Genomic DNA, 24,751 nt, shown 5'->3' on the forward strand with positions numbered 1-24,751 from the left:
CAGCCCGTTCATCGGGTTGGCTCAAAACCAGGGGGTTAGCACCCGCTTATTTCTTTTCAAATTCCAATGCTACGCCGTTCATGCAATACCGCAGGCCGGTTGGCTTGGGTCCATCGTCGAAAACGTGTCCTAAATGCCCGCCACAGACGCCACATTCGACTTCCGTGCGCACCATGCCGTGGCTGCGGTCCACTTTCTCGGCTACGTTCTGTTTCGACAGGGATTTATAAAAACTCGGCCAACCCGTTCCGGATTCAAACTTGGTGTCGGAGCTGAACAGGGGCGTTTTGCAGCCTGCACATTTGAATACGCCTTTTTCGTGGTTATCGACCAGCGGACTCGTAAAAGGCCTCTCGGTACCTTGCTGGCGCAGGACGTAAAATTGCTGGGGCGTAAGGATTTTTTTCCACTCCGCTTCCGTTTTGACCACTTTGCGGGGTGTAGCATCGTCGATACGCGGTGTCAACGAAATGGATGCGACGGAGCCGGTGAGCACCAGCCCACACAAAACTCCAAGAAAAAGGTTGCGGTTCATACCTGATTAACGCAAGAAATGGGAGGATAGTTTACGAGTTAAAAAAGCCACAGCGCAGTTGTGCGTGTGGCTTTTTCCGGTCGTTTAGTCACCTTTGTTACATCGGCATCAAGACCGTATCGATCGAGTGAATTACCCCATTCGACTGATAGACGTCTGAAATCGCAACGGTGGCAGTTCCGCCTTTGGCATCGGTCAGCACCAGATTTTTTCCACTCATTTTGGCGGTTAAATCACCTCCGGCTACGGTTTTCAGCGTGGCGGTTCCATTACCAGCTTTGATGAGCTTTCCAATTTCCTTGGCGTCCAGACGACCCGCAACCACGTGGTAGGTCAGAATGCCGGTCAGGGTTGCTTTGTTTTCGGGTTTCACCAGCGTTTCAACGGTACCGGCTGGTAATTTGCCAAAAGCGTCGTTGGTGGGAGCAAAAACCGTGAAAGGACCGGCTCCCTGTAAGGTTTCGACCAGGCCCGCGGCTTTCACAGCGGCAACCAGCGTGGTGTGATCTTTCGAGTTGACGGCATTTTCAATGATATTCTTGTTGGGATACATCATGGCACCACCGACTTCTTTCGGTTTTTGAGCGTAAGAAACCGTAACAAATGCGCAAAGAATAGCGGCAAAAATTCCTGTTTTGATGAAGGCTTTCATGATTGACATACGAATTAAATGAAGATGGGAAAATAAAAGAATCGGGTTGTTTCCGACTCTCAACAATACCTACGCCATCGCCTTCTATTTGGATTTTAATTATTTAAAAAAAAGCCTATAAATCATAAAAAAAGCCCTGGGAGCGTTTCCAGAGCCTTTTCTTGAGGAGAATAAAAGCTTAAAAATTAAATATATTTTCGATTGAATTGACGTATAACTATCCCTTGGAAAACGTATAACCCTGGTGAAAAAAGAATGATAAATAGTAAATGATAGATGGTAAATGTAAAAGTTTTTGCAAAACCGCCACTTTTACATTTACCATTTACTATTTATCATTCTTTTTTCAGATACAGAGAGATCAGGAGGTCACATTTCCGACCACCACCATCGCGGAAAGCGTGGGAGTGGGGCTACCGCCCCGGCGTTCGAGCGTGATGGCAAAAGCATCGGCTTTCAGGAATTTTTTAGCCTGCTGCACCACCCGGGTGTTGTCGCCCACATCGAAGACACCGGCATCGACCGGTTTTCCGTCGACAATGGCCCAAAGCTGGTATTGCTGGGTTTCGGGCGGACGAACCAGCGAATCAATTTCGAGATTAACCTGGCCCGTGCTGGCATTCCAGTAGATGGTTGCGAGGTTGGCGGTTGTGGTGTCGGTAGGATTCAGCCGGATGACCCGCGTGCCCGGTTCTTTCAGGATGGCCAGCGTTTGGTCGGCTTGTGACTGTTGCGCCCGCAGCACCCGAACCTCTTCGGTCAAGGCTTCATTCGAATTGCGGAGCGAACTGAGCGTTTGCTGGCTTCCCTGCAATTGGGAGTACAGGAAGTAGGCAAAAAACAAGACAACCAGACCCAGAGAAGCGGCTACCAGCCAGGTAACGCGAAACGTGGGTCTGGAATCGAAAGCATCTTCTCTGGAATTTAATGAACGAATGGGGGTTTCAGTACTTTCTTCGCTGGTGAGTGGGGGCGTTGGGGAAACTTCCTCAACCGCTTCGGCTTCCGGAGGGCCAAATTCCAGTTCTTTCAGAAGCCACTCTTTGACATCGGTAGGCGGATCACGGCGCAGGGTCTGGGCATACTGTTCCACCGCAGCCGACAGCGTGTCGAGCTCCCGGCGGATCTCAGGGTAAATGCTCGACATACACTCGACCTCCCGCTTTTCCTGCGGGCTGACGGTGCCGAGCACATACTCTTCCAGTATTCCGGACTCTATGTATTCTTTCGTGTTCATGTGCCGAATAACTTCTTCAATTCCTGTAAAGCAGACCGAACCCGTGTTTTGACCGTTCCGAGCGGCAAATTCAATTTCTCCGCTACTTCTTCATGGGTATATCCATAGAAGTAGACAAGGTCGATAACCATTCGTCGATCCGGGTTTAATTGATTCACCTTGTCGGGTAAATCAAGTGTTTCCACAGCGGGCTGATAGGTTTGCTGATGTTGATCGACAATATCTACGATATCGGTGCTGGTTTGGATTGACTGACCTGAATGGCGGGTGCGGATGGCGTCGATGGCGGTATTTCGGGCAATGTTCAGTAACCACGTAAAAAGACGGCCTTTCTGAGAATCGTAAGAAGGAATGTTCCGCCAGATCTTTACAAAAGAGTCTTGTAAAACGTCACGGGCGGCTTCTTCATCACGAACGACCTTCAGAATTACGCCGTACAAAGCCGGTGAATACTGGTCGTAGAGCAAGTGAAATGCCTGTTCCTCTCGCTGCTGGAGCTTTTTGACCAGTACGTCTTCCGTAAATGGGAGGTTTGAACGCTTCAAGGTAATGGAGTAATTCAGTAACCAAAAGGGTCGGTGTCAAAAATACGAATAAAATGATGCGGGCAAACATATGAATGCGTATTTAGTCCTGAATTTCAAAAAAAAAGCCATTTCCTTTATCCAGAAATAGCTTCTTCTTCGAAACCAGGAATGCATTTTCCCGGAGGCTAATCAACTGGTTTTTTCGTTTTTACGGTTTTGGTCGTTTTTTTTCGAACCGTTGTGCTTTTGGTCGTCACGGCATCCTCCGACCGCCGGGCATTCCGGCTCGATTGGGTGTTCTTAACCAGTTTGCTTTTCAGGGAATCCTGTTTAGCAGTCGGTTCTCCTTGCGGGAACGACTGTGCGGCCTGTCCGGGCGCGTGGGCGTTGGGCGAAGGCGTCTGGGCTTGTCCGTGACTGGCAGTCCAGAGCAAGGCGGCAGTAAAAAGAGCTATTTTTTTCATAACCGTTTAGATCAGCATTGAGTAAGGATTTAACCCGAATCCCGGCGAATTGTTCGATGGGCTCCCGCTGAGCGTATGGATTTCGGATTCGCTTGATTTCGGAAAAAGTAGATTCAGAGCCGGATTGGGGTCGGGAAGCGTTGCCAGAAATGGCATAAAATCGTTTATATTTGCACCTCAAAATTGGCAGACACCCCTGCGTATGCAGCTCGATCAAAACCGTTATCAAATTCAGGGCATCGACGTTCTGGAGATGGCCGAAGCGTTCGGCCTTCCCTTGTATGTGTATGATGCCGACAAAATTATTGAGAAAATAGGCACGCTCCAGTCGGCTTTTCAGGGCGTCAATCTGAAAATCAAGTATGCTGCCAAAGCATTGACCAACGTGTCGATTCTGAAGTTGATGCGCAGCCGGGGAATCGATGTGGAAGTGGTCTCGGTGAATGAAATCCGGATGGCGTTGCTGGCCGGTTTCGATCCCGAACAAATCATGTATACCCCAAGTGGCGTCTCCTTTGCCGAAATTCAGGAAGCCCTTGCGCTGGGCGTTCGGCTGAACGTCGATAGCCTGCCCTTGCTGGAATTTATGGGGCAGCAGTATGGCAGCCGTAAACCAGTCGGCATCCGGATCAACCCCCACATTGCGGAAGGCGGCAACATCAAAATTCAGACCGGTCACGCCGATTCCAAGTTTGGCATTTCGATGGAGCAGCGGAGCCAGATTCGCGCGCTGGTCGAGCAATACGCCATTCCGGTGGTCGGACTCCACATTCATACCGGCTCGGACTTCAAGAATGCCGATGCTTTTCTCAAAGGGGCAGAAGTGCTTTTTGAGCTGGCCAACGACTACCCCAATCTGCAGTTCCTCGATTTTGGCAGTGGTTTTAAGGTGGCCTACAAGGAAGGAGATCACAGCACGGACGTGGTGGATCTGGGCCGAAAAGTGACGGCGGCTTTTCAGAAATTCTGTCAGCAGTACGGGCGGGAAATCGAACTGTGTTTTGAACCCGGCAAGTTCTTAGTGAGCGAAAGCGGTGTGCTGCTGGTGAATGTCAATGTGGTGAAGGAGAATCCCAACCGGACGTTTGTGGGCGTCGATTCGGGATTGAATCACCTGATCCGGCCGATGATGTACGATGCTTACCACGAAATTGTCAATGTTTCGAATCCGACAGGCGAAAAACAGACGTACAGCATCGTGGGGTATATTTGCGAAACCGACACGCTGGGTTGGGATCGCTCGCTAAACGAGGTGCGCCCCGGCGATGTGCTGGCCCTGAAAAATGCGGGAGCCTACGGTTTTAGCATGAGTTCCAACTACAACTCGCGGGTCAGGCCCGCCGAAGTGCTGGTGTATGACGGAAAACCGCACCTGATCCGTCGACGCGAAACCTTTGAAGACCTGGTGCGGAATCAGATTGAAGTGGATTTTGAAGAAGAAATAACCATTAAAAATAATTAAGAGTTAAGAGTTAAGAAGTAAGAGTTAAATGCGTCAGCCAACTCTTAACTCTTAACTCCCAACTCATCACTCTTTACAATGGGACGCGCATACGAATACCGGAAAGCCAGAAAATTCAAGCGGTGGGGGATGATGGCCAAGACCTTCACCAAAATTGGGAAAGACATTGCCCTCGCCGTGAAAAGTGGTGGCCCTGATCCGACAACGAACGGACGACTGCGGGCCATCATTCAGAATGCCCGGGCCGCCAACATGCCGAAAGAAAATGTCGATCGGGCAATCAAACGGGCGGTTTCGAAAGAACAGGAGGATTACAAGGAAATTACCTACGAAGGCTATGGCCCACACGGCATTGCCATTGTAGTAGAAACCGCCACGGACAACATCAACCGGACGGTGGCCAACCTGCGGAGTTACTTCAGCAAATGCGGGGGTGCCCTCGGAACTTCCGGGATGCTCGACTTCATGTTCGACCGCAAATCCGTCTTCCGCATTCCGGCCGGCGACATTGATCTGGATGAACTGGAACTGGAGATGATCGATTTTGGCGCGGACGAAATCTCACTGGATGAAGAAGCCGGGCAGCTGGTGATCTACGGCGAATTCACGGCTTTCGGGGCGATTCAGAAGCACCTGGAAGAAAAGGGATACGAACTCAAACAAGCGGAATTCGAACGCATTCCGAACGATACCAAGGAACTGACCGAGGAAGAATCCGCCGATCTGGAAAAACTGCTGGAAAAGATTGAAGAAGATGAAGATGTTCTGAACGTCTTCCACAACATGCGGTAATCAAAAAAGAGATGCGGTAAGTGACCTCAAAACCACTTACCGCATCTTGTTTAACAATTGCGTTCGGGTGGGGCGCTCGCTGACCACTTCATAGTCCAATCCTTCCAAATCCAGGGCATCCACAAAATGCCGGTAGTTATTGCCTTCCACCTCGAACAGGCAGAGACTCTCATACGGTTCATTAAAAAGCTCAACCTCCGTCAAAACCGCTTTCTGTTGTAGCAATTGGTACTGCTGATTGGATAAATCGTTCTTCCGAATGGTGAAGTACCACATAGATTTTGATGTAGATGAAAGAAGATAGACAAGAGAGGACAGCGGTAAGCGTCTATAGTCTCTTGTCTAACGTCTCTTGTCCATTCCTTAATTTGCCCCTGATTCGCGCAGCAGTTCGACCCAGCCTTTGACAATTTCGGCGGGGGCGGCACAATTCAGCCGTTTGAATTTGACGGTTACCTGGTACAGATACACGCCACCCGGTACGTCTTTCCCCTGGTTGTTCTTGCCGTTCCATTGAAGGGAAAGGTCGCTGCTTTGGTAGACTTTAACTCCCCAGCGGTTGACCACCGTCAGTTCCGCCGACTCAATAAACCGGGGGCATTGGGCGGGCTGAAAAATATCATTTCGGCCATCGCCGTTGGGCGTAAACACATTTGGCATCATCAGATACGGGCAATTGTCCTTGCAAACCCGGTTGGAAGCCGCGCTTTCCCGACCACTCCGACTCACCGCCCGAACTTCGTAACAGCCCGCAAAGGAAGTCAGGTTCTGATGCCGATACGTCAGTTGAGGGGCACTGACGGAGTCGATCAGAACGAGATCCTGGCCTTCGCAGGGACTGTAGTAAATGCGGTATTTCACCACGTTGCGGTCGCAATCGCCCGTAGTCGGGTTTTGCCACGTCAAATTGTTGGCAAAGGTCGTCTGGTTGCAGAATGAGGTGGGCGTCAGCGTAGAGCAGTTGAGCGTATCGACAGCCAGTTGGGGCGGACAGGGTCGGGTGGTATCGATCGGCGACGCGCAAACGCCCTGTGAGAAGTTATTCAGCAGAATCGTCGTGAGCGGGGCGGCATATTGTCCAACGGTTTCGACCCGGTAGCAATAACTGCTGTCTACAGACATGGTGACGGGCTGAACGCCGTCGCCCGCGAACGTATCGGCTCCCTGATCGAGGTAGGCATACGTATTGGCCGTGGTGACCGGAACAACGGCCACCAGGTTGAACGGGCCGTTGGGACCGGTTTTGCTGCGATACACCCGGTGCTGTTTGTTGTCATTGCTCCAGGGTACATTGGCCTGCCAGTTGAGCTGGACGCGTCTGACACCGGGGGTCGCCGTCAGCCGGACCGAGCTGGCATTTTCGGTTGCATCGAGCCGTTGCAATTGTCCCGTACCAGGATCGGTGAAGTAAAACTCAATGCGATACCGGTAGGCGTTGGCGACAGTATTGATGCCGCGATCGGTATAAACCGTATCTGCAACCGTTGATTGCAGGGTGGTGTTGATGGCGGCAATCTGGGTAAAATCAGTGCCGGTAAGCCCGATGGCCCGGAACAGGCGGTATTGGAACGGGCCGGTGCCGTCGTTGGGGTTAATGCCGGGAGGGCGGGTCCAGCGGACGGTGATCACACCCCGTGTATCGAACGTACTGTCGACGGTGACGTGCGTAATCAGCGGTACCTGCTGCGGTAAATTCACACAAACCTGTTGGGAAATGACGCTTTGCCCGTTGTTGGGGCGGGGCAGCAAGACGATAATTCGGTAGCTGTACTGCACACCGCGCTGCAGACCCTGGTTGTTGTTGTTATCAGTATAAGAAGTCTGGTTGATGCCCACGGTATCGACCCGGACATAGCCATTGGCTTCCAGTTGACCGGGGTCGCTGCACGGATCGAATGGGGTATCTTCACAGCCGATCTTGCGGTAAATGGCCATCTTCGTGCTGGCAGGCAACTGAGCAGCACAGGAGTATGCGGCCCAGTTGAGCAGAATGGCTCGTCCGGCCGCATTGGCGGCTGGCCGGGCCGTAAGGTTCTGGGGTTGGGGCGCATAGATCTTGATGCGGAACGACTCGAGGGTGGCCAACTGGGTTTGTCCGGCGGTTCGGGGTAGATCGACGACTCGAAAAACGACATCATAGGGTTCGGCGCGGACGTGGGCGCAACTGGTTTGCCAGCGGAACGTACCGGTAGCCGGCGAGTTCTGGGCGGTTTTCGGCGCAAAAGTGGCGTATTCGGGGGAAATAATGTTGATCGGGGTTGTTCCGTCAGGACCCACATTGAAAGGCCCACCGTAGGCCGAAAGCTCCAGACGGTTGTTGTCGGGATCGGTGGCGGTTATGGCTTGCTGGATGAGCGTTCCGGCTTCTATGCAAAGATCGGGCGGCACCACGATGGCCGGCCGTCTGTTGGTTGAAGGAGTAACGATGATCTGCATATCGCGGATGATCTCCCCAATTTTGACACCATCACGCCATTCCTCCACGATAAAAGCGATGTTGTACTGGCCCTGTTCGGCGGGCGCATCCCAGCAGACATCACCGGTGATGGCATTGACGGTCAGCGTGGCCGGACCGGTTCCGGCTTCGTTGATTCGGTTGACCCCAATCAGTGTAGGATCGGAGTAACCCGCTACATTTCTGAGGGTGCAGTTGCCCTGTTCGTCGGCAATTCGTCCGGAGGGAACGTAAAGCCGGTAGGCCAGGCTATCCCCGTCGGCATCGAAAGCCGCCGGGTTGTGGCACCATTTCTGGCCGATGCGGGCCGAATCCAGTGGTGGGTTCAGCAAAACCGGCGTACTGTTCAGACCCAGAGCGGCATTGACGACGATGGTGGTCTGGAGTTGAAAACTGGTTTGAATCGAAGACGGAATGTTCCGGACGTTCTCGTTGCGGTTCGTAATCGTACACGTAATGCGGTAAGTACCGGGTCCCGGATAGGTAAAGGTCGCAACGTAGGTATTGGCGGTGGTGGCCCGGTTGATGATCGTCCGGCTCCGGCGGGGAACGGCCACGGCATTTCCGATTCCAAAACAAAAATAAGAGGGATCCTGCTGGTCACTGGCCGTTCGTCCCCCGATCTCATCGTGGTAGGTGGTCATTGTAACTTCATACGTCAGGGAGGTACTGGAAATACGGCGGGTGGTAATTTCGCCGGCCCGCAAGTGCGTGGCCTGCGTTTCGGAGATTGCCAGGATTCCCAGCAACAAGACCCACAACAACGTGAGGAAATATGTTTTCATAACCAATTAATTTCTATACCTACAAGAACGTACAATTGCTTGGGTTGTGTATACGGTTTTCGACCACTGGGGACAATTATAGCAATAAAGTTTGGGAGTTGAAGGGTTTCGACAGGCGGCTTTACCCCTAAATCCCCTGAAGGGGACTTTATCCACCCGATGTGGCGGTGTCCAAGTCCCTTTCAGGGGATTTAGGGGCATTTAAATTTTATAAAATCCCTTTTGATTAAAGACGGTTTTCCAGAAAAAACGCAGGAAAATACCCACATGCCGGGCAAATTCCCGCTGGTTTTCCAATTCCGAAAAAGGATGACGCAGCTTGAGGAGGTTAACGCCGATTTTCCAGCCAAAAATCACGGGGATCAGGGTCAGGTAGTGTAGAATCAGGATCAGGTAAGCCCCTACGCCGTATTGTTTCCGCACCCAGAGCAGGTTGGAAACGTGCATTTGCGGTTTGAATCGGTTGATGTGCGTCACCTTCCGTTCCTGATAATCGGTGCTGCTGCCGTATTCGAGGTGAATGTAGAACGCATCGCGGAGCAGCAGCATTTTGCCCTGTTTGCCCAGCCGGTAACACCACTCTACGTCTTCGGCATACATGAAAAAATTATCGTCCAGCATCCCGGCTTTCTGAATCGTTTCCCGGCGGGTCATGATGAACGAGCCAATGAGCCAGTCCACTTCGTTCGGATCAGTATAATGGTTGTCGGGCAGCAGACGGTGAAGCAGCTTTTTGAAAAAACCGGAACCGGGAACAATGTAAAAATACCGGCGCAGTTGGGAAAAACCGTCGTAGGCTTCGGTATGTACCTTGCCGTCGCGCGTAATCTGCATGGGGCCAACGGCGGCCACTTCCGGCCGGCTGTCGAGCAGGTCGGCACAGCGTTTCAGCACATTGTCGATCAGCAACGTATCCGAATTCAGCAACAGCACCAGACGGCCTTTCGACTCGACGATGCCCCGGTTGTTGGCGCGGGAGAAACCGGCGTTGTACCCCATTTCGATCCAGCGGGTGGTGGGGAAGGCGTTCAACACAACTGCCTGGCCGGAAGGGTCCGGGTCATTATTGACCACCAGGACTTCGTAGGTAAGTCCGGAGGTGTGTTTTTCAACCGAATGAAGGCAGTCGACAATGAGGTGCGGGGTTTTGTAATTGACCAGAATGATGGAGATGTCGGGATTTTGCATATCGAATGCAAAATTAAGCATTAAATCAGGTCAAAACACATCCAGATTCCGACTTCCGCTCCATGTTGTCCCAAATTGGGAAGCTTCCCTTCTGAAAGCGATAGTATATATCGGCTATGAATCAAATTAAACTACCATTTGATTCGGAATCTATAGACGAGGTGCCCCGATTCATAAAAATATTTTTTTTAATCTTTATTTGAATGGATGGAGAAAATAATAAGTAATTTTTATGTCTGTTAAATAATCTAGTTATCAGACATTATTCTGGTTGATAATGGATTGATGTACAAAATAATGTTACTGTAACGTATAGAGTGAAAACATACGTATTTAGTATAATTCATATATTATTTTGACTTAATTGGTAGTTGAGTAGTATTTGTAAAATTGTCATTTTTATGACAACTATATTTTACGGGAGGATCGATTATGTGGGTTCTTTCATGTTATGTCTGATAATGCCATATGTGCCAGAATGGTGACTTTATTCAGAATAAAATTCGCTTTTATTTTAAAATAGATATATTAACTTTGGAATACCGTAGCGCACATAAAATAGTATAAGTAGTTATTTGTCACTATTCAACTACTAAAGACTAATTGTTAAATAGTATTTATTACTTAATGTTTTAAGTAGATTTATATAATTGAGTATTTATACTCAATTATATCTTCGTAAGGTTTGTATTTAACTGATTATCTGCACTTTAGATTTTTTAGTACTTCTCTATTAACACTGAATTAATTAGAATTGGGAATTAAGAAAAACCCACACTTTTCTAGTACTGAAAGTGGATGATTCTTATTACTTTATTCGCGTACATTTCTACTCTCTAACTTATTAATCATAGGTTGTATGGTAACTTATACTGGTCTTAAAGATGTTAAAATTGATAAAATAAACTCTTATTCCGGTAGGTCTAGTGGTAGTATTTCTAAGCGGTTATTCGATATAGTTGCTGCAATTTTTATAGTGTTTCTAGTGCTCCTATGGATGATTCCATTGGTTGGCCTGATTATTAAATTCACTTCTCCCGGCCCTGTTTTTTTTGTTCAAATGCGCACGGGACGGCATGGGCGGACATTTCGTTGTTTCAAATTCAGGACGATGGTTCATGATCGTGGCAAGGCGTTTAAACAGGTCACCCGAAATGACCCGGGCATCACCTCCATCGGTCGATTTCTCCGAAAGAACAATTTGGACGAGATGCCGCAGTTTCTGAATGTCTTACTGGGTGATATGAGCCTGGTGGGTCCACGACCCCATGCGGTTGATCACGACAAGGCCTTCTGGACTTCCATACCGTACTACCCAAATCGCTATACGGTTCGACCGGGAATTACGGGGCTAGCCCAGGTTCGCGGGGCCAGAGGGTTGACGGAGACGCCGAAAAAAATGGAGCGCAGGTTGCGCTATGATCTTCATTACATCAAAAATTGCTCGTTTTTATTTGATATGCTAATCTGTTGGTGGACCATCAAGACCATGTTTCAGGGCGATGAAAATGCCTGGTAATAGGTGAACCAGATAATGGTAGCTCAGTCATTTTATAGCGAAAAAGCCAGGTCATTATTTAGAATATATAGATAGCAACCATTGCATTTTGCACCGGTCGAATCCAATGTCACACTATCATTAAATCGTATTAAAAGCATGGTATCCAATCAATTCTATTATGAACCGTCGTCCTCGGGAAAACCGCAGAGCCCCAATTTGAGCTCTATAGTGCTGCGTTACAGGCAATACTGGAAATGGTTTATAGGATCGGTTCTGTTAACGGTTGCCCTGACGATTGTTTATGTCCTGTATTTGCCACCGGTTTACAGCATCCAGGCCAGCCTGATGATCAACGATGAGAAGAAAGGGAGCTTTGAAGAGAAGGTGCTGAAAGAACAGCAGATTTTCATTCCCAAGAAAGTGGTGGAAAATGAAACCGAAGTACTGAAATCCACCATGCTGATGACCAAGGTAGTGGAACGGCTCAATCTGAATGTCTTTTATTCGCGCCCTTCGACGTTCGGAAACCGCCAGCTCTACGACGACTTGCCCATCAGCCTGCAAGTGCTGAAACCCAACGCAACCCTGTATGCCACGGCGCTTTCCATTCAATTTGCTGATTCCCAAACCGTTCTTATCAACCAGAAACGGTATCCCCTCAACCGGGTGATCACCACCCCATTGGGTCAGTTGCGGATTGCCACCCACAAAGCGGTTGGTCCGCAAATGGAGCCCCTGGATGTGCAGGTATTGCCGGTCGCCAAGGTAGCCAGTCAGTATCTGAAGAGTCTGAAAGTGGAGCCCACCAGCAAAACTTCTACGGTTCTGTTGTTATCGATCGAAGAAAGCATTCCACAAAAAGGGCTTGCATTGCTGACGCAGTTGATTGAAGAATACAACCGGGCGGCTATAGAAGAGAAAAACCGCATGGCGATCAACACCCTTAAATTCATCGAATCCCGGCTTTCGTTGATTGGGAATGACCTTGAAACGATCGAAAAAGAAGTAGAATCGTATAAGTCTGCCGAGGGGATTACAGAAATGAGTTCCCAGGCTGGCCTGTTACTCGAAACCGTGAAAGAAAATGATGAACAGTTGAATCAGGTCAATATTCAGTTGCAGGCCCTGAAAAGTATGGAGGATTATGTTGAGCGCAAAGCCAGTGATGTGGGAACCGCCCCGAACACCCTGGGACTCAATGATCCGGTTTTGCTTCAATTGGTTACAAAGCTCAACGAACTCGAATTGCAACGGGCCAATCTGGCTTCTACCATGAGCGAACTAAATCCGCTGGTTCAGTCACAGGATGATCAGATTAGAGCGATCAAGGGGAGTATTCGCGAAAATATCGCAACCTTACGGCAAACCCTCACGGGCACACAGCGTGAATTGATGGCGGTGAGTCAGCACAACGAAGGGCTGATCCGGCGGGTGCCAAAGAAAGACCGGGTACTATTGAACATCACGCGTCAGCAAAAGATCAAAAACGATCTCTATACGTATTTGCTTCAGAAACGGGAAGAAGCTGCACTATCCTATGCTTCAACGATTTCCGACAGTCGGGTGGTTGATAAAGCCTACTACAGTGGAGTACCAATCAAGCCCAAGAAAAGTTACATCGTTCTACTGGGCGGATTACTCGGTTTTTTGCTGCCCATTGGTTTCATCTTTACCCGGGATTTGATCAACGGCCGGATCTTACGTCGCTCGGACGTCGAACAGGCTACACAGGTTCCCATCGTGGGAGAACTGGTTCAAAACCCCGGCATCCCGTCCGTTGGGTTGCTCCCCCAAAGCCGCTCGCTCATCGATGAACAGATTCGGATGCTGCGCACGCGGGTCCAGTTTTTGGGAAACGAGTTGACGAACCCGGTTATTTTAATCACCTCCAGCGTTAGTGGAGAAGGGAAATCGTTTGTTTCAGCCAATCTTGGCGCTAGCCTGGCTATGGCCGATCAGCCCACTGTGGTGCTGGAGATGGATTTACGCAATCCGCAGATTCATCCCACCCTGGGGGTCGAAAATTCAGTCGGTATTACGGAATACCTACAGGGAGAGGCCACCCTGGATGCCATTCTTCGGGAAGTGCCGGGACGCAAGAAGTACTGGATGATTACCAGCGGGCAATTGCCCACGCACCCGGCCGAACTACTTGGTAGCCCGCGTTTGCATACGTTGATTCAGGAATTGCGTTCCCGGTTTTCGTATGTGCTGATCGACTCGTCACCGGTCAGTCTGGTTACCGATGCACAGTTGATTGCGGCCCATGTCGATGCAACCCTTTTTATTGTTCGATGCGATGTCACGCCCAAGAAATCACTCAAAACCTTAGAGACTCTTTATCAGGAGCAACGGTTCCAGCGGCTGAATGTAGTGCTCAATGGCGTCAATGAACAAAAACCGTATTACCATTACTATGCCACCGCCAGCCTGAAGCGGAGCCAGCCAACCTAGACGAACCTATTCTCGTGGTTTAATCAACTCTTTTCTTTAATCCTATTTGTTACGCGATGTTCAACAACGTTGACATACCGGTCCTTTTGTTGCTTTTCAATCGGCCGCACTACGCTTTTGAAGTCATTTCGGCTTTGGAAGCGGTTAGGCCTGCCCGTATTTATGTGGCTGTCGACGGTCCCCGTGCGGGCCATCCGACGGATGCGGAAAACGTTGAAAAGTGCCTTGCACTGCTGGCGCGGATTGACTGGCCGTGCCGGGTTGAAATTCTGAAACGGGAAAGGAATCTGGGTTGTGGACTGGCCGTTAGTGAGGCCATATCCTGGTTTTTTGAACACGAACCGATGGGCATCATTCTGGAAGACGACTGTGTTCCGACAACTGCCTTTTTCGGGTTTTGTGCGGAAATGTTGCTGCGGTATCAGGACGATGAACGGGTCATGCACATTACCGGAACGCGCTGGAACGAGGAATATCCCATCGGGGAATCTTATTTTTTTACGGCCATCGGGCACATCTGGGGTTGGGCTACCTGGCGACGCGCCTGGCAGCATTATGATTTCCAGATGTCGACATGGCCTTCGGAGCGACATACCGATCTGATCGCGCAACAGTTTCCCTCTCACCGGCATGTACTGTATTGGGAAACCAATTTCGATACGGTTTACCACCAAACCGAAAAGCACACCTGGGACTACCAGTGGCAATATGCCCTCTTCCGGAACGGTGGTCTTTCGGTTACGCCACAGAAAAATCTGATTCGGAATATTGGGGCCGAAGGTGTGCATGATAGCGAGTCCGATGAATTTCGTCATCGGCGAACTGTTCATCCGGAATTTCAAATCAAAGAAGAATCCATACCACTCAGTCGGCACCCGTATTTCGACGGATACAACATGGACCATTATTTTTTACGCAAGGATCCACTCTGGGTCCGGTTGAAACGGAGGGTTCGAAAAATCTCCGAAAAACTTTCCGTAGCCTGATGAAACGTATCAAACATAACGGCACTAATCGAAGCCTTTTTATGACCCGATCCATTCTGGAAAAGCTTAAAAAGACGGCCTGGTATCTGGGAGTTCCAGCCGTCAACTTTGCCGTTTCTACAATAACGTTCCCGATCTTGTCCACTTATCTGTCCGCATCAGACTATGGGGTCATTGGCTATTTTGGTTCGTTAATTCTGTTTATCAACGTCTTTTATGGTCTCTCTTTTAACACCTATTTCATGTCGGTTTATCATCGCTACGAACCAGGTGAAAAGGAGGGGCTGATTCGGAAACTCGTATCCGCTTTGCTGGTCTGGAACGTGCTCTTTTATCCGGTATCCGTTGGCCTGTTGGCTTTATTTCTGCATTTTAACAACGTCCGGATTCCCCTGGTACCGTTTGGGGTTTTAGCCCTCGCCATTGCCGGTGCTTCATTCTTTCGGAACTTTCTGCAGGTTAGCTATCGGCTGGATGGGGCGGCTTTTCGGTTTTTTGCTTTCATGAGCAGCCAGAAAATTGTGTTAACAGCAGCGATCTTGTTTTTTGTCGTCTACTGGCGACTGGGCGCACTGGGACATTATTGGGGTACGCTGGTGGCAGAAGGCGTTTTTTTGCTGATCGTATTGAGAATTTACTTCCGAAGCCACGGCCTCGCCTTCGACAAGGTGCTGACCCAGGATGCTTTACGGGTCAGCCTGCCGTTGTTGCCGGCGTCTTTGCTCTACATCCCCTGTGTTAGTTACGACACCATTGTATTGGCCAAAGTCGGCACCCTTTCGGAACTGGGAATTTATAATGTCGGCAAGAATATCGGCACCTATTTATACACGGTTGGCTACGCCCTGTATCAGGTTTTTGAGCCCGTTATTTACCGCGCGGTCAGTGAACGAAACAGCAAAGCGCTCGTAAAAACCGTCGTCCAGCTTACCCTGGCAATTGGCTTTTTAGTTGTGGTGTTGAATGCAGTTTTGCCGCAGGTAGTCGCTTATCTGACCAATAACCGCTTCAACAACGCCGTTCCATACGCCCGGATTCTGCTGCTTTCCTCCGGTCTGATGGTCCTGTTTTCCGTTGGCGATGCCATTCTGGGGGCATTGCAGAAAACGAAAACCATTCTCTGGATTCATGCTACTGCGGCCGTACTCTGCCTCGTCTCGCATACCTACTCCGCTACCCATTGGGGACACATAGGGGTAGCCTGGTCCACCGTATTGGTCTTTGGCTATGTTTTCCTGATGAGCGCTGCCATTGGATTTTATGAACTGAAGCGCGCGACGCCTGCCGCTTTTAAACTGCAAACCGCATGAACGTTCTTTGGTTAGGCCACTATCCGCACCCGCTGAGGGGAAACCCCAACCAACACCCGGTTCCCTGGATGACCATGTTGGCGAACGGCCTGGTGTCCAGCAACGGCCTGGGGTTGACCATCATGAGCTATTCCTCTACAATTGAACAGGATGAAGTATTTTCAGTGGGCGGCATCAACTATATTTATCTCAAAGTGCCCGACGATAAATGGGATTTGTTGACGGCTTATGCCCAGCGAATCAGTCGGTTACGTAGCTACCTGTCGGCTATAGAAAAAAGTTTTGATCTGGTGCATATCCACGGTTCGGAGCAGCAGTATCAGGTAATCGGAGCGAGCCTGTCCATCCCGAAAGTTCTGTCAGTACAGGGTATTGTTACGGAGTACTACAAAATTCTTCCGGCGAAGCCCGATTACCGCCACGTTTCGTGGCTGGTGGCTGGCTACTATGAACGGAAATACCTGCGTTCGGTCCGGCATTTCATTTGCCGAACCCATTGGGACCAGTCGCATACGCTTCGGATGCAGCCGAACGCCGTGATTCATCACAATTGGGAGCCCATTCGGGCCGAGTTTTTTGAGCCGGTTTCCGTCAGTGCCAAAACCGCCCAAACGCTACTTTTTGTCGGAGGCACCAACCGGATCAAAGGCATTCGGGAAGCGCTCCGGGCGTATGACTCCCTGTGTCGCACCCTGACGCTGCGGTTTTGTGTGGCAGGGTCCGGTGACAAAGCCGACCTAATTCAACTTGTTCAAGGGATGCAACTCAGCCATATCCGGGCGGAAAACATTGAACACAAAGGGTTTCTGAACGGGCAGAAACTCCGGGATGCCTACCAGGAAGCATTCTGTTTGATTCATCCGTCCTACATCGACAACAGTCCAAACAGCGTTTGTGAAGCCCAGGTCGCCGGTTTGCCGGTGGTGGCTTCCGACGTCGGTGGGGTCAGTTCGCTGATTGACCACGGACAGACCGGATTGCTCACTACCCTGGAGCCGGAGTCGATTGCCGACGCGGTGATGACGCTCTGGGAAAATCCGAACCTGCACCAGGCGATTGCTTTCAATGCCCGGGCCGTGGCCCGAAACCGCCATGACAAGCAACAAATTGTCGACAAGACCGTGGCTATTTATCAGGAAATCATGAGCCATGCTAACTAACGTAAATATGCTGCCAGGAAACGGCGTAGCGCTGCTCTCTTTACCGCAACTGCTCCTTCATATCGTCGGCTTGCTGATGCTGGGGCATTTGTGTCTGAGTGATCTGGTGAATCCGGCGATTGGGTATCCGATTGGTTTTACGGCCATCCTGTTTCTGTTGATCCGCCTGTTGTTCAGACGTCATTACCTTGATTATGTCCTGGTCATTTTCGCCTGTAGTCATTTCTATTATGGCAACAACCACGGGGGATTGTGGAATTACGTGAATGTCATGGCCTTACTGGCTTATTCGTTCGTTGAACCGTGGTGGGAGGGGACGTCGAATCTGACGCCTTTCCAGAAAACGGTCCTAGGCGGGTTGTTCCTGTTCAATGGGCTGGGGCTGGTCTTTGTGGCCGAATCCTCACTGGCCGGGCGAATCGAAGGTTTTATGATCAGTCTGTCCTACGGGTTACTGTTTCTGTTTATTCTCCGGTTGCCAGCCACGACCCTCTTATTCAGTCGCTTGTTGCTGGTGGTGGCAGGGGTAGGGCTGTGGAACCTGGTGATTGCGCTGAGTCAGAAGACCCACTTCCTGGAATCGGTCTCGCCCTTATTGCCAAAAGGCAATGGCGATGGACTGGAAAACAATGGCTGGGAGTCGTACGAAAATAAGTCCGAAAGAGCCGACGGTCCTTTCAAAGACTTCGAACTCTTCGCCGAATACGCATCACTTCTGTATGCCGTGTTTTTTCCAATCCTGATCGGCCAGGTTAGCCGATATTTCCGGTTGAAAGCCATTATTCCGGCTCTGGCGGTAATCGGTTCTTTCCTGTGCGTTCTGATGACAGCCACGCGATCGTCGATCCTGCTGCTAATTCCGGTGACTTTCTTTTACCTCTTGTATTACCGCAGTCAATTCATTCGGAAACCTGCTCTGTTGGCAGCAATAGGTGCTTTTATCGGTTTCATTGTGCTCATCGGCCCCTACATCGGCCTGGATTATTTGCTGGAACGACTCGGCGAACTGGACGTAAATCGATTAAGTTCCGGTTCGGCAAAGAGTGCGGAAGCTATCAACCGGGGCGAAACCTATCAAGCTGGATTAGAAAGACTGATGGACAAAGATTGGCTGATTGGGTATGGCTACGGCGTTTCCGAACATTATTCCATGGCCTTTTTTGGAATCCCCAACAGCGACATGCGCGATTATCACAACTTATACCTGAGCCTGCCCATTACGCTGGGCTGGATCGGAACCGGTCTCTTCATTCTGCTGCTGCTCGATCACGCTTTTCAAACCCTGATAGCCTGCCGATCGGCCACACAGCCGCATCTGGAAGCCCTGGTGCTCGGTCTGGCCGTTTTCTGGGTTGTATTTTTTATCAATGAATTCAAGATCCAAGCGATCCGGGAACCCAATTACCTGATGCTCATCTGGTGTTGGCTGGGGTTCAGTATTCAGGCAAATCGACTGGCTGCTGGTTCGGTAAAAAAAGAATCGAAACTAAAATCCGTCGTGCGGCTGCAGCCCGCATTTCAGTCACTCTAAACCGGACACACAATGATTTTTATTGTAATCCCCGTTCACAACCGAAAGCACTTGACCCGCCGGTGTCTCGCGTGTTTAACCTGCCAAACGGTTTCAAAGATCACTGTTGTGGTGGTCGACGATGGCTCGACCGATGGGACTGATGAGATGATCCGGACTGAATTTCCGGGCGTGGTGGTGTTGCCGGGTGACGGGACGCTCTGGTGGACCGAGGGCACCAACGTTGGCGTTCGGTATGCATTGCAAAACCGAGTGGCAGGCGAAGAGAATTTTGTGCTGACGATTAACGACGACACCGAAGTGCGTCCTGATTATGTGGCTTCGCTACTGGCTACCTACGCTCAGCATAAACCGTGTCTGGCGGGTTCGGTTAGTGTTGACATTGCCAGGCCGGACTCCCTGCAATACGCCGGCATGAAATTGAACCTCTATTCGGCGAACGAGACGTATCTGGCCAACTCCCGTTTTCGAAACAGTTACAGCCAGTTAAAAGAAACGACCGACGCCATCGACTCCGACAGTTTGCCGGGCCGGGGGGTGCTGATTCCCTTCGGGGTGTTTGAGAAAGTCGGACTCTACGATACGGAACACTACGTCCATTACATGGCCGATATTGAATTCACGGTTCGGGCCAAACGGGCGGGGTATCGCCTGGTCATATCGCCTTCCAGTGTCGTTTATGAACATGTTGAGGCCACCGGACTTCAGATCAATCACCAACTGCCGATCCGCAAGTTCTGGAAAGGGTTATGGGGGCGCTATTCGCCCATCAATATTCCCATGCGCTACCATTTTGCGATGCGCCATACCCACACCAAACACCTGTATTTAGTTCTGGAAGTGGGACGAATCGTTACCGGCTATTGCCTCCGGAAACTTCGCCTGATTTAGAGTAGCATAGCTGTAGTAGACACAAAAATGATACAACCGATGAAAAAGCCCCGTAAAATTCTTTTCCTGACGCAACTCCCTCCACCGATTCACGGAGCGTCTAAAATAAATGAGTATATAAAAACCAGTATACCAATCAATGAAAAATTCGATACGGTTCATATCAATGTGATAACGGCAAAAGACCTTAACGATGTTCAGAAATTTAGCTGGTCGAAAGTGGCCGTTATCGCGAAACTTTATTTGAAAATTATAAAATCCTGTTTATCGACTCGTTTTGATTTGGTATTTGTGACCTTAAGCACGGATGGAATTGCTTTTTATAAGAGCGCATTAGTCTGGATTATCGCAGCGGCTTTTATAAAAAACCGGGTGATTATGCTTCATGAGAAAGGAATCGAAACCACTGCTCAGAAAAATGGGTTCAATCGGTTGATTACCAAGTGGATGATTAATGGTTCTAACCTGATTGTTACCTCGAAACTCCTGTTGGCAGAATTCGATTCGTACACCGCAAAAAAATACGTCGTCTGTAGCGGAACCCCCGGTACCAGCACCGTACGAAATGGTTCGTTTACCGGCAAGAATGTACCTGAGCTTTTATACTTATCCAATTTAATTGTTGAAAAAGGTATCCTGGTTTTTGTCGATATCTGTGCTGAATTAACCAGAAGGGGTTTCGTTTATCACGCGAATATCATCGGTAAAGAATCGGATATATCCATAGCCGAACTTCAGGTATTGATTCATGAGAGAAACCTGAATCGCCAGGTTACCCTGGTTGGGGCGAAATACAACGAAGAAAAAGATGCCTATTTACGGAATGCTGATTTTCTAATATTCCCGACGTTTTATAAGCGCGAAACCACGCCATTAGTCATTCAGGAAGCCTTCAAATTTGGCCTTATTCCCCTCTCTTCTCCCGAAGGAGGCATTCCGGATTTGATCGAGGATGGCGTAGACGGATTCGTGATCGACCCGGAAGACGTGGCGCAATACTGCGATAAAATTATGTGGCTGTCGGCCCATCACGAACGGTTGAACGCCTTCCGGAAAGCCGGTCAGGCCAAGTTCGATAACCGGTTTAGCTTACCGGTTTTTGAAAAAAATATGGTCTCGGTATTGGACTCCGCACTCAACTACTAATCAGTCGATGAATACAACCATTGTTCAGAACGCTACGCCGGTAACCATACATCCGGCACTTACTACGACGGTTATGGGCTATCCGGTTTTTTCGGGTAAGCTGGATCAGCTTTCGGTGGGTAGCCAGACTCCTCTGCTGATCAACACCATGAGTCCCAATTCGTACGGGCTCGCTCAGAGAGATCCACTCTTTGAAAAGTCCCTTAAAAACTGCGATGTGCTGACGCTGGACGGTATTGGTGTGGCCCTTGGTTCGCTTTTGCTGAATGGTAAAAACATCAAGAAAATCGCCGGTGCCGACACCTTTGATTATCTGGCGGCCTATTTCAACCAGCGGGGTGGCCGTTGTTTTTTCGTGGGATCGACGGAAGCTACGTTACAAAAAATCGTGGCGCAACTGGCCAAAGACTTTCCCCGGCTCGAAGCGGATTATTATTCTCCGCCGTACAAAGACGAATTGACGGCTGAAGATTCGGCGCCCATCATCGCGCGGATCAATGCCTTTAAACCGGATGTCGTTTTTGTGGGCATGTCGGCACCGAAACAGGAAAAATGGGCGTACCAAAACAAACCGTACCTCAACACGAAGGTGATTGCAACCATCGGCAACGTCTTCGACTGGTATGCCGGTAACAGCAAACGGCCGGCCAAAATCTGGATTACGCTCCGGCTCGAGTGGCTGGTACGGATTTTCCACCGCCCGGAAATATTCCGGCGGAACACCGGGAATCAACTCGTTTTTTTGAAAGATATGCTTCTGTGTTTTACCCGTTTAAAAAAGATATCAAATGACTGATCAGAAAGTAAAGATTGCCATCATTGGCCTGGGCAAGATGGGTATTTCGCACCTGGCCATTCTGAATGCCCACCCCGCCCTGGAAGTTGTCGGCGTTTGCGACACGTCCGGAATCGTTATGGAAGCCCTGAAACAGCATTCCGTCTTCGAATGCTTTACCGACTATAAGAAGATGGTTGATAAAGTACGTCCGGAAGCCGTGTTGATTGCCACGCCGACGAAGCTCCACTTCGAAATGGCCCGTTTTGCCCTGGAGCGCGGACTTCACGTGTTTATGGAAAAACCGTTTACGCTGAACATGAGCCAGGGCGAGGAACTGGTTCGGCTGGCGGATGCCCGCAATCTGGTGACGCAGGTGGGCTATCATAATCGGTTTATCGGGGTTTTTAACGAAGTCAAACGACTGGTTGATTTGGGGGCGCTGGGGGAAGTCTACCATTTTGTTGCTGAATCCTACGGCCCGGTGGTGACGCGGAAAAAAGAAGATACCTGGCGGTCGAATCCGAGCGAAGGGGGCGGGTGCCTGCTGGATTATACCTCTCATGTGGTCGATCTGCTTCAGTTTGTACTCGGTCGGGTGGATACGGTGGATGGCAGCACGCTCAAAAAGATCTACTCGACCAGCGTTGAAGATGCGGTGTATTCGACCCTGCACCTGGATAGCGGTATTTCCGGTTTTCTATCGGTGAACTGGAGCGACGAAACCTACCGGAAAATGTCGACCCAACTCACCATTATTGGCATGAGCGGAAAGCTGGTGGCAGATGCCCAGGAAATGAAAGTGTACTTCAAAACCGCTCCGGCCATTCCTGGCTACGAAAAGGGCTGGAATGTAAAATACATCACCGATCTGACGCCCGGCGTCGATTTTTACCTGCGGGGTGAAGAGTACTCGGCTCAGATCGATTATTTCGCCCGGTGCATCCAAAACCGGAATGCCCACGGGATCAGCACCTTCCGGAGTGCACTGGAAACCGACCGGGTTCTCAATTTATTACGAACATATACTCAATAGCCCCTTCGTATCATGGAACGAATCTTATTTGGAGATAACCAGTTTTTTGCCGTCAACCACCTTTCCGACGAAAAATCTAGGGCTCAGGCTGTTCGCTTCAAGGACGACAGCGCGATTATCAAGGTATTGGATACCGTCATCGACTGCGATATCAACACGTTTATGTGTACGACGCACGACCGGATTGCCAACATTTGCGACCACATTCGCCGGAATCCGGATCAGTATGCCAACTTCCAGATTTACCCCTGTATGCCTTATGCGCACAAATATGCCAATGCGGTGACAGAACTGGGAATTATGGGAACCCTGAAAGAGTACATGCCGAGTTCGAACCTGCTGGGCACGCTGGCGAAAGGCGGTTTGGCGGTTTTTAAGAAGGACTTCATCAGCATCATGGAAATTCTGGTTGACACCGAAATGAAGATGTTCAAAGGTGTGCGAACGGATGTGATTTTTATCCAGAACGTCATTACCGACCTGATCCTGGGGCTGGGTATGTACGATTTTTTCCGGGCGTTTAGTGATTACGTCAAGAAAAAATACAAGGCAGAAGCCGGTTTTATTACCATGAATCTCCCCATGCTGCATCAGGCGCTGGAGAAAGTAGGGGTCGAGAATCCGATCATCTGTGCTTCGATTAACAAAGTGGGTTTCCGGATGACCGGCGGGGTTGAACTGTACGAGCGCACTTTGCGGGAAAAACAAATGCGCGTCATTGCCATGCAGGTGTTTGCCGCAGGAGCCATTCCCCCCAAAGAAGCTCTGGAGTACGTCTGCAATCTGCCGCGCATCAGTTCCATTCTGTTCGGCGCTTCGTCGCGGAGCCACATCGAGCAAAACCGGGATCTGATTAACCAATACTGGAAAAATGACGAAGCGGTTTTGGTCTGATCGTTTTCAAAATTCCTTTCTCGCTTTTGTTTTCCGACGTGAACGCTTTTTTTATGATAGCACCCATTGCCCTGTTTGCCTACAAAAGGCCGTCCGAATTGACGAAAACCCTGGCGGCTCTCCAGGCCAACCATTTGGCTTCCGAGAGTGAACTCTACGTTTTTGTGGACGGCCCAAGATCAGAAAAAGACGTTCCAAAGGTGGAACAGGTCCGTCAGATTGTCCGGGAAATCACGGGTTTCAAAAAGGTTCACCGGATGATCAGTGATCACAACATTGGGTGCGCCGATTCCATTATCCAGGGGGTTACGCGGGTTTTGAAAGCACACCCGACCGTGATTGTGGTGGAGGATGATATTGTCACGACCCCCAATTTTCTGGATTTCATCAACCAGTCCCTGGCACAATATGCCGGCGATAAACGGGTATTTTCGATTGGCGGGTACACGTTTCCGTTCAAAAAACCGGATGGCTACCAGGCTGACGGTTATTTTTTCGGACGCCATTGTGCCTGGGGGTGGGGAATCTGGGCCGATCGCTGGCAGGAGATCGATTGGGATATTACGGATTTTCAGCAGTTTATGAATGATTCCGGCCAGCGCAAAGCCTTCAACCGGGCTGGTATGGACATGGTTCGTATGCTCCGGAAAACAATGGAAGGCAAACTCGATGCCTGGGATATTCGCGTTTGTTACAACATCTTCAAAAAAGGAAAGCAAACGTTGTATCCCACGGTATCCAAGGTGGAAAATATCGGATTTTATTCCAAGGACGGCATGAATACGAATGAATACAACCGTTACAAGACCGTACTGGATCCGGGTTTAAAACGGGAATTTTCGTTTGCCAAACAGGTGACGGAAGAAGATCTATTTGCCCGGCAATTCCGCTGGAAATACAGCTTGCAGGTTCGCATTTTCGCTCGGTTGTTGACTTATGCCGGTATTCGGTAATGATCATTGTCTGATAA

At 49.8% G+C, this 24,751-nt stretch carries 22 protein-coding genes; 14 read left to right on the top strand and 8 right to left on the bottom strand.

From position 1 onward, the window contains the following. Positions 1-46: 46 nt before the first annotated feature. The 5 genes from msrB to ACS5NO_RS11325 all read right to left on the bottom strand — a co-directional run bounded on the left by msrB (position 47) and on the right by ACS5NO_RS11325 (position 3,415). On the bottom strand, positions 47-535 hold the full coding sequence (gene msrB, locus ACS5NO_RS11305) for a peptide-methionine (R)-S-oxide reductase MsrB (RefSeq protein ID WP_114404757.1): 489 nt from the start codon (positions 533-535) through the stop codon (positions 47-49). A 97-nt stretch (positions 536-632) separates the two neighbouring features. Then, positions 633-1,187: a fasciclin domain-containing protein gene (locus ACS5NO_RS11310; protein ID WP_439415633.1), complete on the bottom strand. Its 555-nt coding sequence runs from the start codon at positions 1,185-1,187 to the stop codon at positions 633-635. A gap of 361 nt (positions 1,188-1,548) precedes the next feature. Then, complete coding sequence (locus tag ACS5NO_RS11315) at positions 1,549-2,424, bottom strand: anti-sigma factor (protein ID WP_439415250.1); 876 nt, start codon at positions 2,422-2,424, stop codon at positions 1,549-1,551. Further along, the gene (locus ACS5NO_RS11320) at positions 2,421-2,969 is read right to left on the bottom strand and encodes an RNA polymerase sigma factor (RefSeq protein ID WP_138990442.1); all 549 of its coding nucleotides are present in this window, start codon (positions 2,967-2,969) and stop codon (positions 2,421-2,423) included. Before ACS5NO_RS11320 ends, ACS5NO_RS11315 begins: the two co-directional genes overlap by 4 nt. A 167-nt stretch (positions 2,970-3,136) precedes the next feature. Beyond that, positions 3,137-3,415 (bottom strand): hypothetical protein, encoded by a 279-nt coding sequence (locus ACS5NO_RS11325; RefSeq protein ID WP_439415251.1) that lies wholly within the window; start codon positions 3,413-3,415, stop codon positions 3,137-3,139. A 202-nt stretch (positions 3,416-3,617) separates the two neighbouring features. Between ACS5NO_RS11325 and lysA the strand changes: the two genes are divergently transcribed. Beyond that, the gene (lysA, locus tag ACS5NO_RS11330) at positions 3,618-4,877 is read left to right on the top strand and encodes a diaminopimelate decarboxylase (protein WP_439415252.1); all 1,260 of its coding nucleotides are present in this window, start codon (positions 3,618-3,620) and stop codon (positions 4,875-4,877) included. 78 nt (positions 4,878-4,955) lie between these two features. Then, entirely contained in the window at positions 4,956-5,669 is a 714-nt protein-coding gene (locus tag ACS5NO_RS11335) for a YebC/PmpR family DNA-binding transcriptional regulator (protein WP_138990439.1), read from the top strand. Between the two features lie 36 nt (positions 5,670-5,705). Here ACS5NO_RS11335 and ACS5NO_RS11340 read toward each other — a convergent pair whose 3' ends face one another. The 3 genes from ACS5NO_RS11340 to ACS5NO_RS11350 form a co-directional block, all read right to left on the bottom strand. Then, positions 5,706-5,945, bottom strand: coding sequence for a hypothetical protein (locus tag ACS5NO_RS11340; RefSeq protein WP_439415253.1), 240 nt, complete (start codon positions 5,943-5,945; stop codon positions 5,706-5,708). Positions 5,946-6,032: 87 nt separating this feature from the next. Further along, positions 6,033-8,909: a T9SS type B sorting domain-containing protein gene (locus ACS5NO_RS11345; RefSeq protein ID WP_439415254.1), complete on the bottom strand. Its 2,877-nt coding sequence runs from the start codon at positions 8,907-8,909 to the stop codon at positions 6,033-6,035. Between the two features lie 201 nt (positions 8,910-9,110). After that, the gene (locus tag ACS5NO_RS11350) at positions 9,111-10,097 is read right to left on the bottom strand and encodes a glycosyltransferase family 2 protein (protein ID WP_439415255.1); all 987 of its coding nucleotides are present in this window, start codon (positions 10,095-10,097) and stop codon (positions 9,111-9,113) included. Between the two features lie 859 nt (positions 10,098-10,956). Between ACS5NO_RS11350 and ACS5NO_RS11355 the strand changes: the two genes are divergently transcribed. From ACS5NO_RS11355 to ACS5NO_RS11410, 12 genes are all read left to right on the top strand, one after another. Then, a complete protein-coding gene (locus ACS5NO_RS11355; protein WP_439415256.1) occupies positions 10,957-11,616 on the top strand; it encodes a sugar transferase in 660 nt (219 codons plus the stop codon). Positions 11,617-11,754: 138 nt separating this feature from the next. Beyond that, a complete protein-coding gene (locus ACS5NO_RS11360) occupies positions 11,755-14,052 on the top strand; it encodes a GumC family protein (RefSeq protein ID WP_439415257.1) in 2,298 nt (765 codons plus the stop codon). Between the two features lie 56 nt (positions 14,053-14,108). After that, positions 14,109-15,038, top strand: coding sequence for a nucleotide-diphospho-sugar transferase (locus tag ACS5NO_RS11365; protein ID WP_439415258.1), 930 nt, complete (start codon positions 14,109-14,111; stop codon positions 15,036-15,038). Between the two features lie 41 nt (positions 15,039-15,079). After that, complete coding sequence (locus ACS5NO_RS11370; protein ID WP_439415259.1) at positions 15,080-16,348, top strand: lipopolysaccharide biosynthesis protein; 1,269 nt, start codon at positions 15,080-15,082, stop codon at positions 16,346-16,348. Then, complete coding sequence (locus ACS5NO_RS11375) at positions 16,345-17,508, top strand: glycosyltransferase family 4 protein (protein WP_439415260.1); 1,164 nt, start codon at positions 16,345-16,347, stop codon at positions 17,506-17,508. Before ACS5NO_RS11370 ends, ACS5NO_RS11375 begins: the two co-directional genes overlap by 4 nt. A gap of 7 nt (positions 17,509-17,515) precedes the next feature. Next, positions 17,516-19,039 carry an O-antigen ligase family protein gene (locus ACS5NO_RS11380; RefSeq protein ID WP_439415261.1) on the top strand — a complete coding sequence of 508 codons (1,524 nt, stop codon included), beginning with the start codon at positions 17,516-17,518 and terminating at the stop codon, positions 19,037-19,039. A 12-nt stretch (positions 19,040-19,051) separates the two neighbouring features. Continuing rightward, entirely contained in the window at positions 19,052-19,930 is an 879-nt protein-coding gene (locus ACS5NO_RS11385) for a glycosyltransferase family 2 protein (RefSeq protein ID WP_439415262.1), read from the top strand. A gap of 39 nt (positions 19,931-19,969) precedes the next feature. Then, positions 19,970-21,076 (top strand): glycosyltransferase family 4 protein, encoded by a 1,107-nt coding sequence (locus tag ACS5NO_RS11390; RefSeq protein ID WP_439415263.1) that lies wholly within the window; start codon positions 19,970-19,972, stop codon positions 21,074-21,076. A gap of 7 nt (positions 21,077-21,083) precedes the next feature. Further along, a complete protein-coding gene (locus ACS5NO_RS11395; RefSeq protein WP_439415264.1) occupies positions 21,084-21,872 on the top strand; it encodes a WecB/TagA/CpsF family glycosyltransferase in 789 nt (262 codons plus the stop codon). Next, a complete protein-coding gene (locus ACS5NO_RS11400; protein WP_439415265.1) occupies positions 21,865-22,887 on the top strand; it encodes a Gfo/Idh/MocA family protein in 1,023 nt (340 codons plus the stop codon). The genes ACS5NO_RS11395 and ACS5NO_RS11400 overlap by 8 nt, the downstream gene beginning before the upstream one ends. 12 nt (positions 22,888-22,899) lie before the next feature. Next, positions 22,900-23,781 carry an aldo-keto reductase family protein gene (locus ACS5NO_RS11405; protein WP_439415266.1) on the top strand — a complete coding sequence of 294 codons (882 nt, stop codon included), beginning with the start codon at positions 22,900-22,902 and terminating at the stop codon, positions 23,779-23,781. Positions 23,782-23,834: 53 nt separating this feature from the next. Then, positions 23,835-24,734 carry a glycosyltransferase gene (locus ACS5NO_RS11410; RefSeq protein ID WP_439415267.1) on the top strand — a complete coding sequence of 300 codons (900 nt, stop codon included), beginning with the start codon at positions 23,835-23,837 and terminating at the stop codon, positions 24,732-24,734. The last annotated feature ends 17 nt before the right edge of the window (positions 24,735-24,751 follow it).

Origin of the sequence: Larkinella fluvii (assembly GCF_051857545.1) — a bacterium.
In the GTDB taxonomy this organism is placed as follows: domain Bacteria; phylum Bacteroidota; class Bacteroidia; order Cytophagales; family Spirosomataceae; genus Larkinella.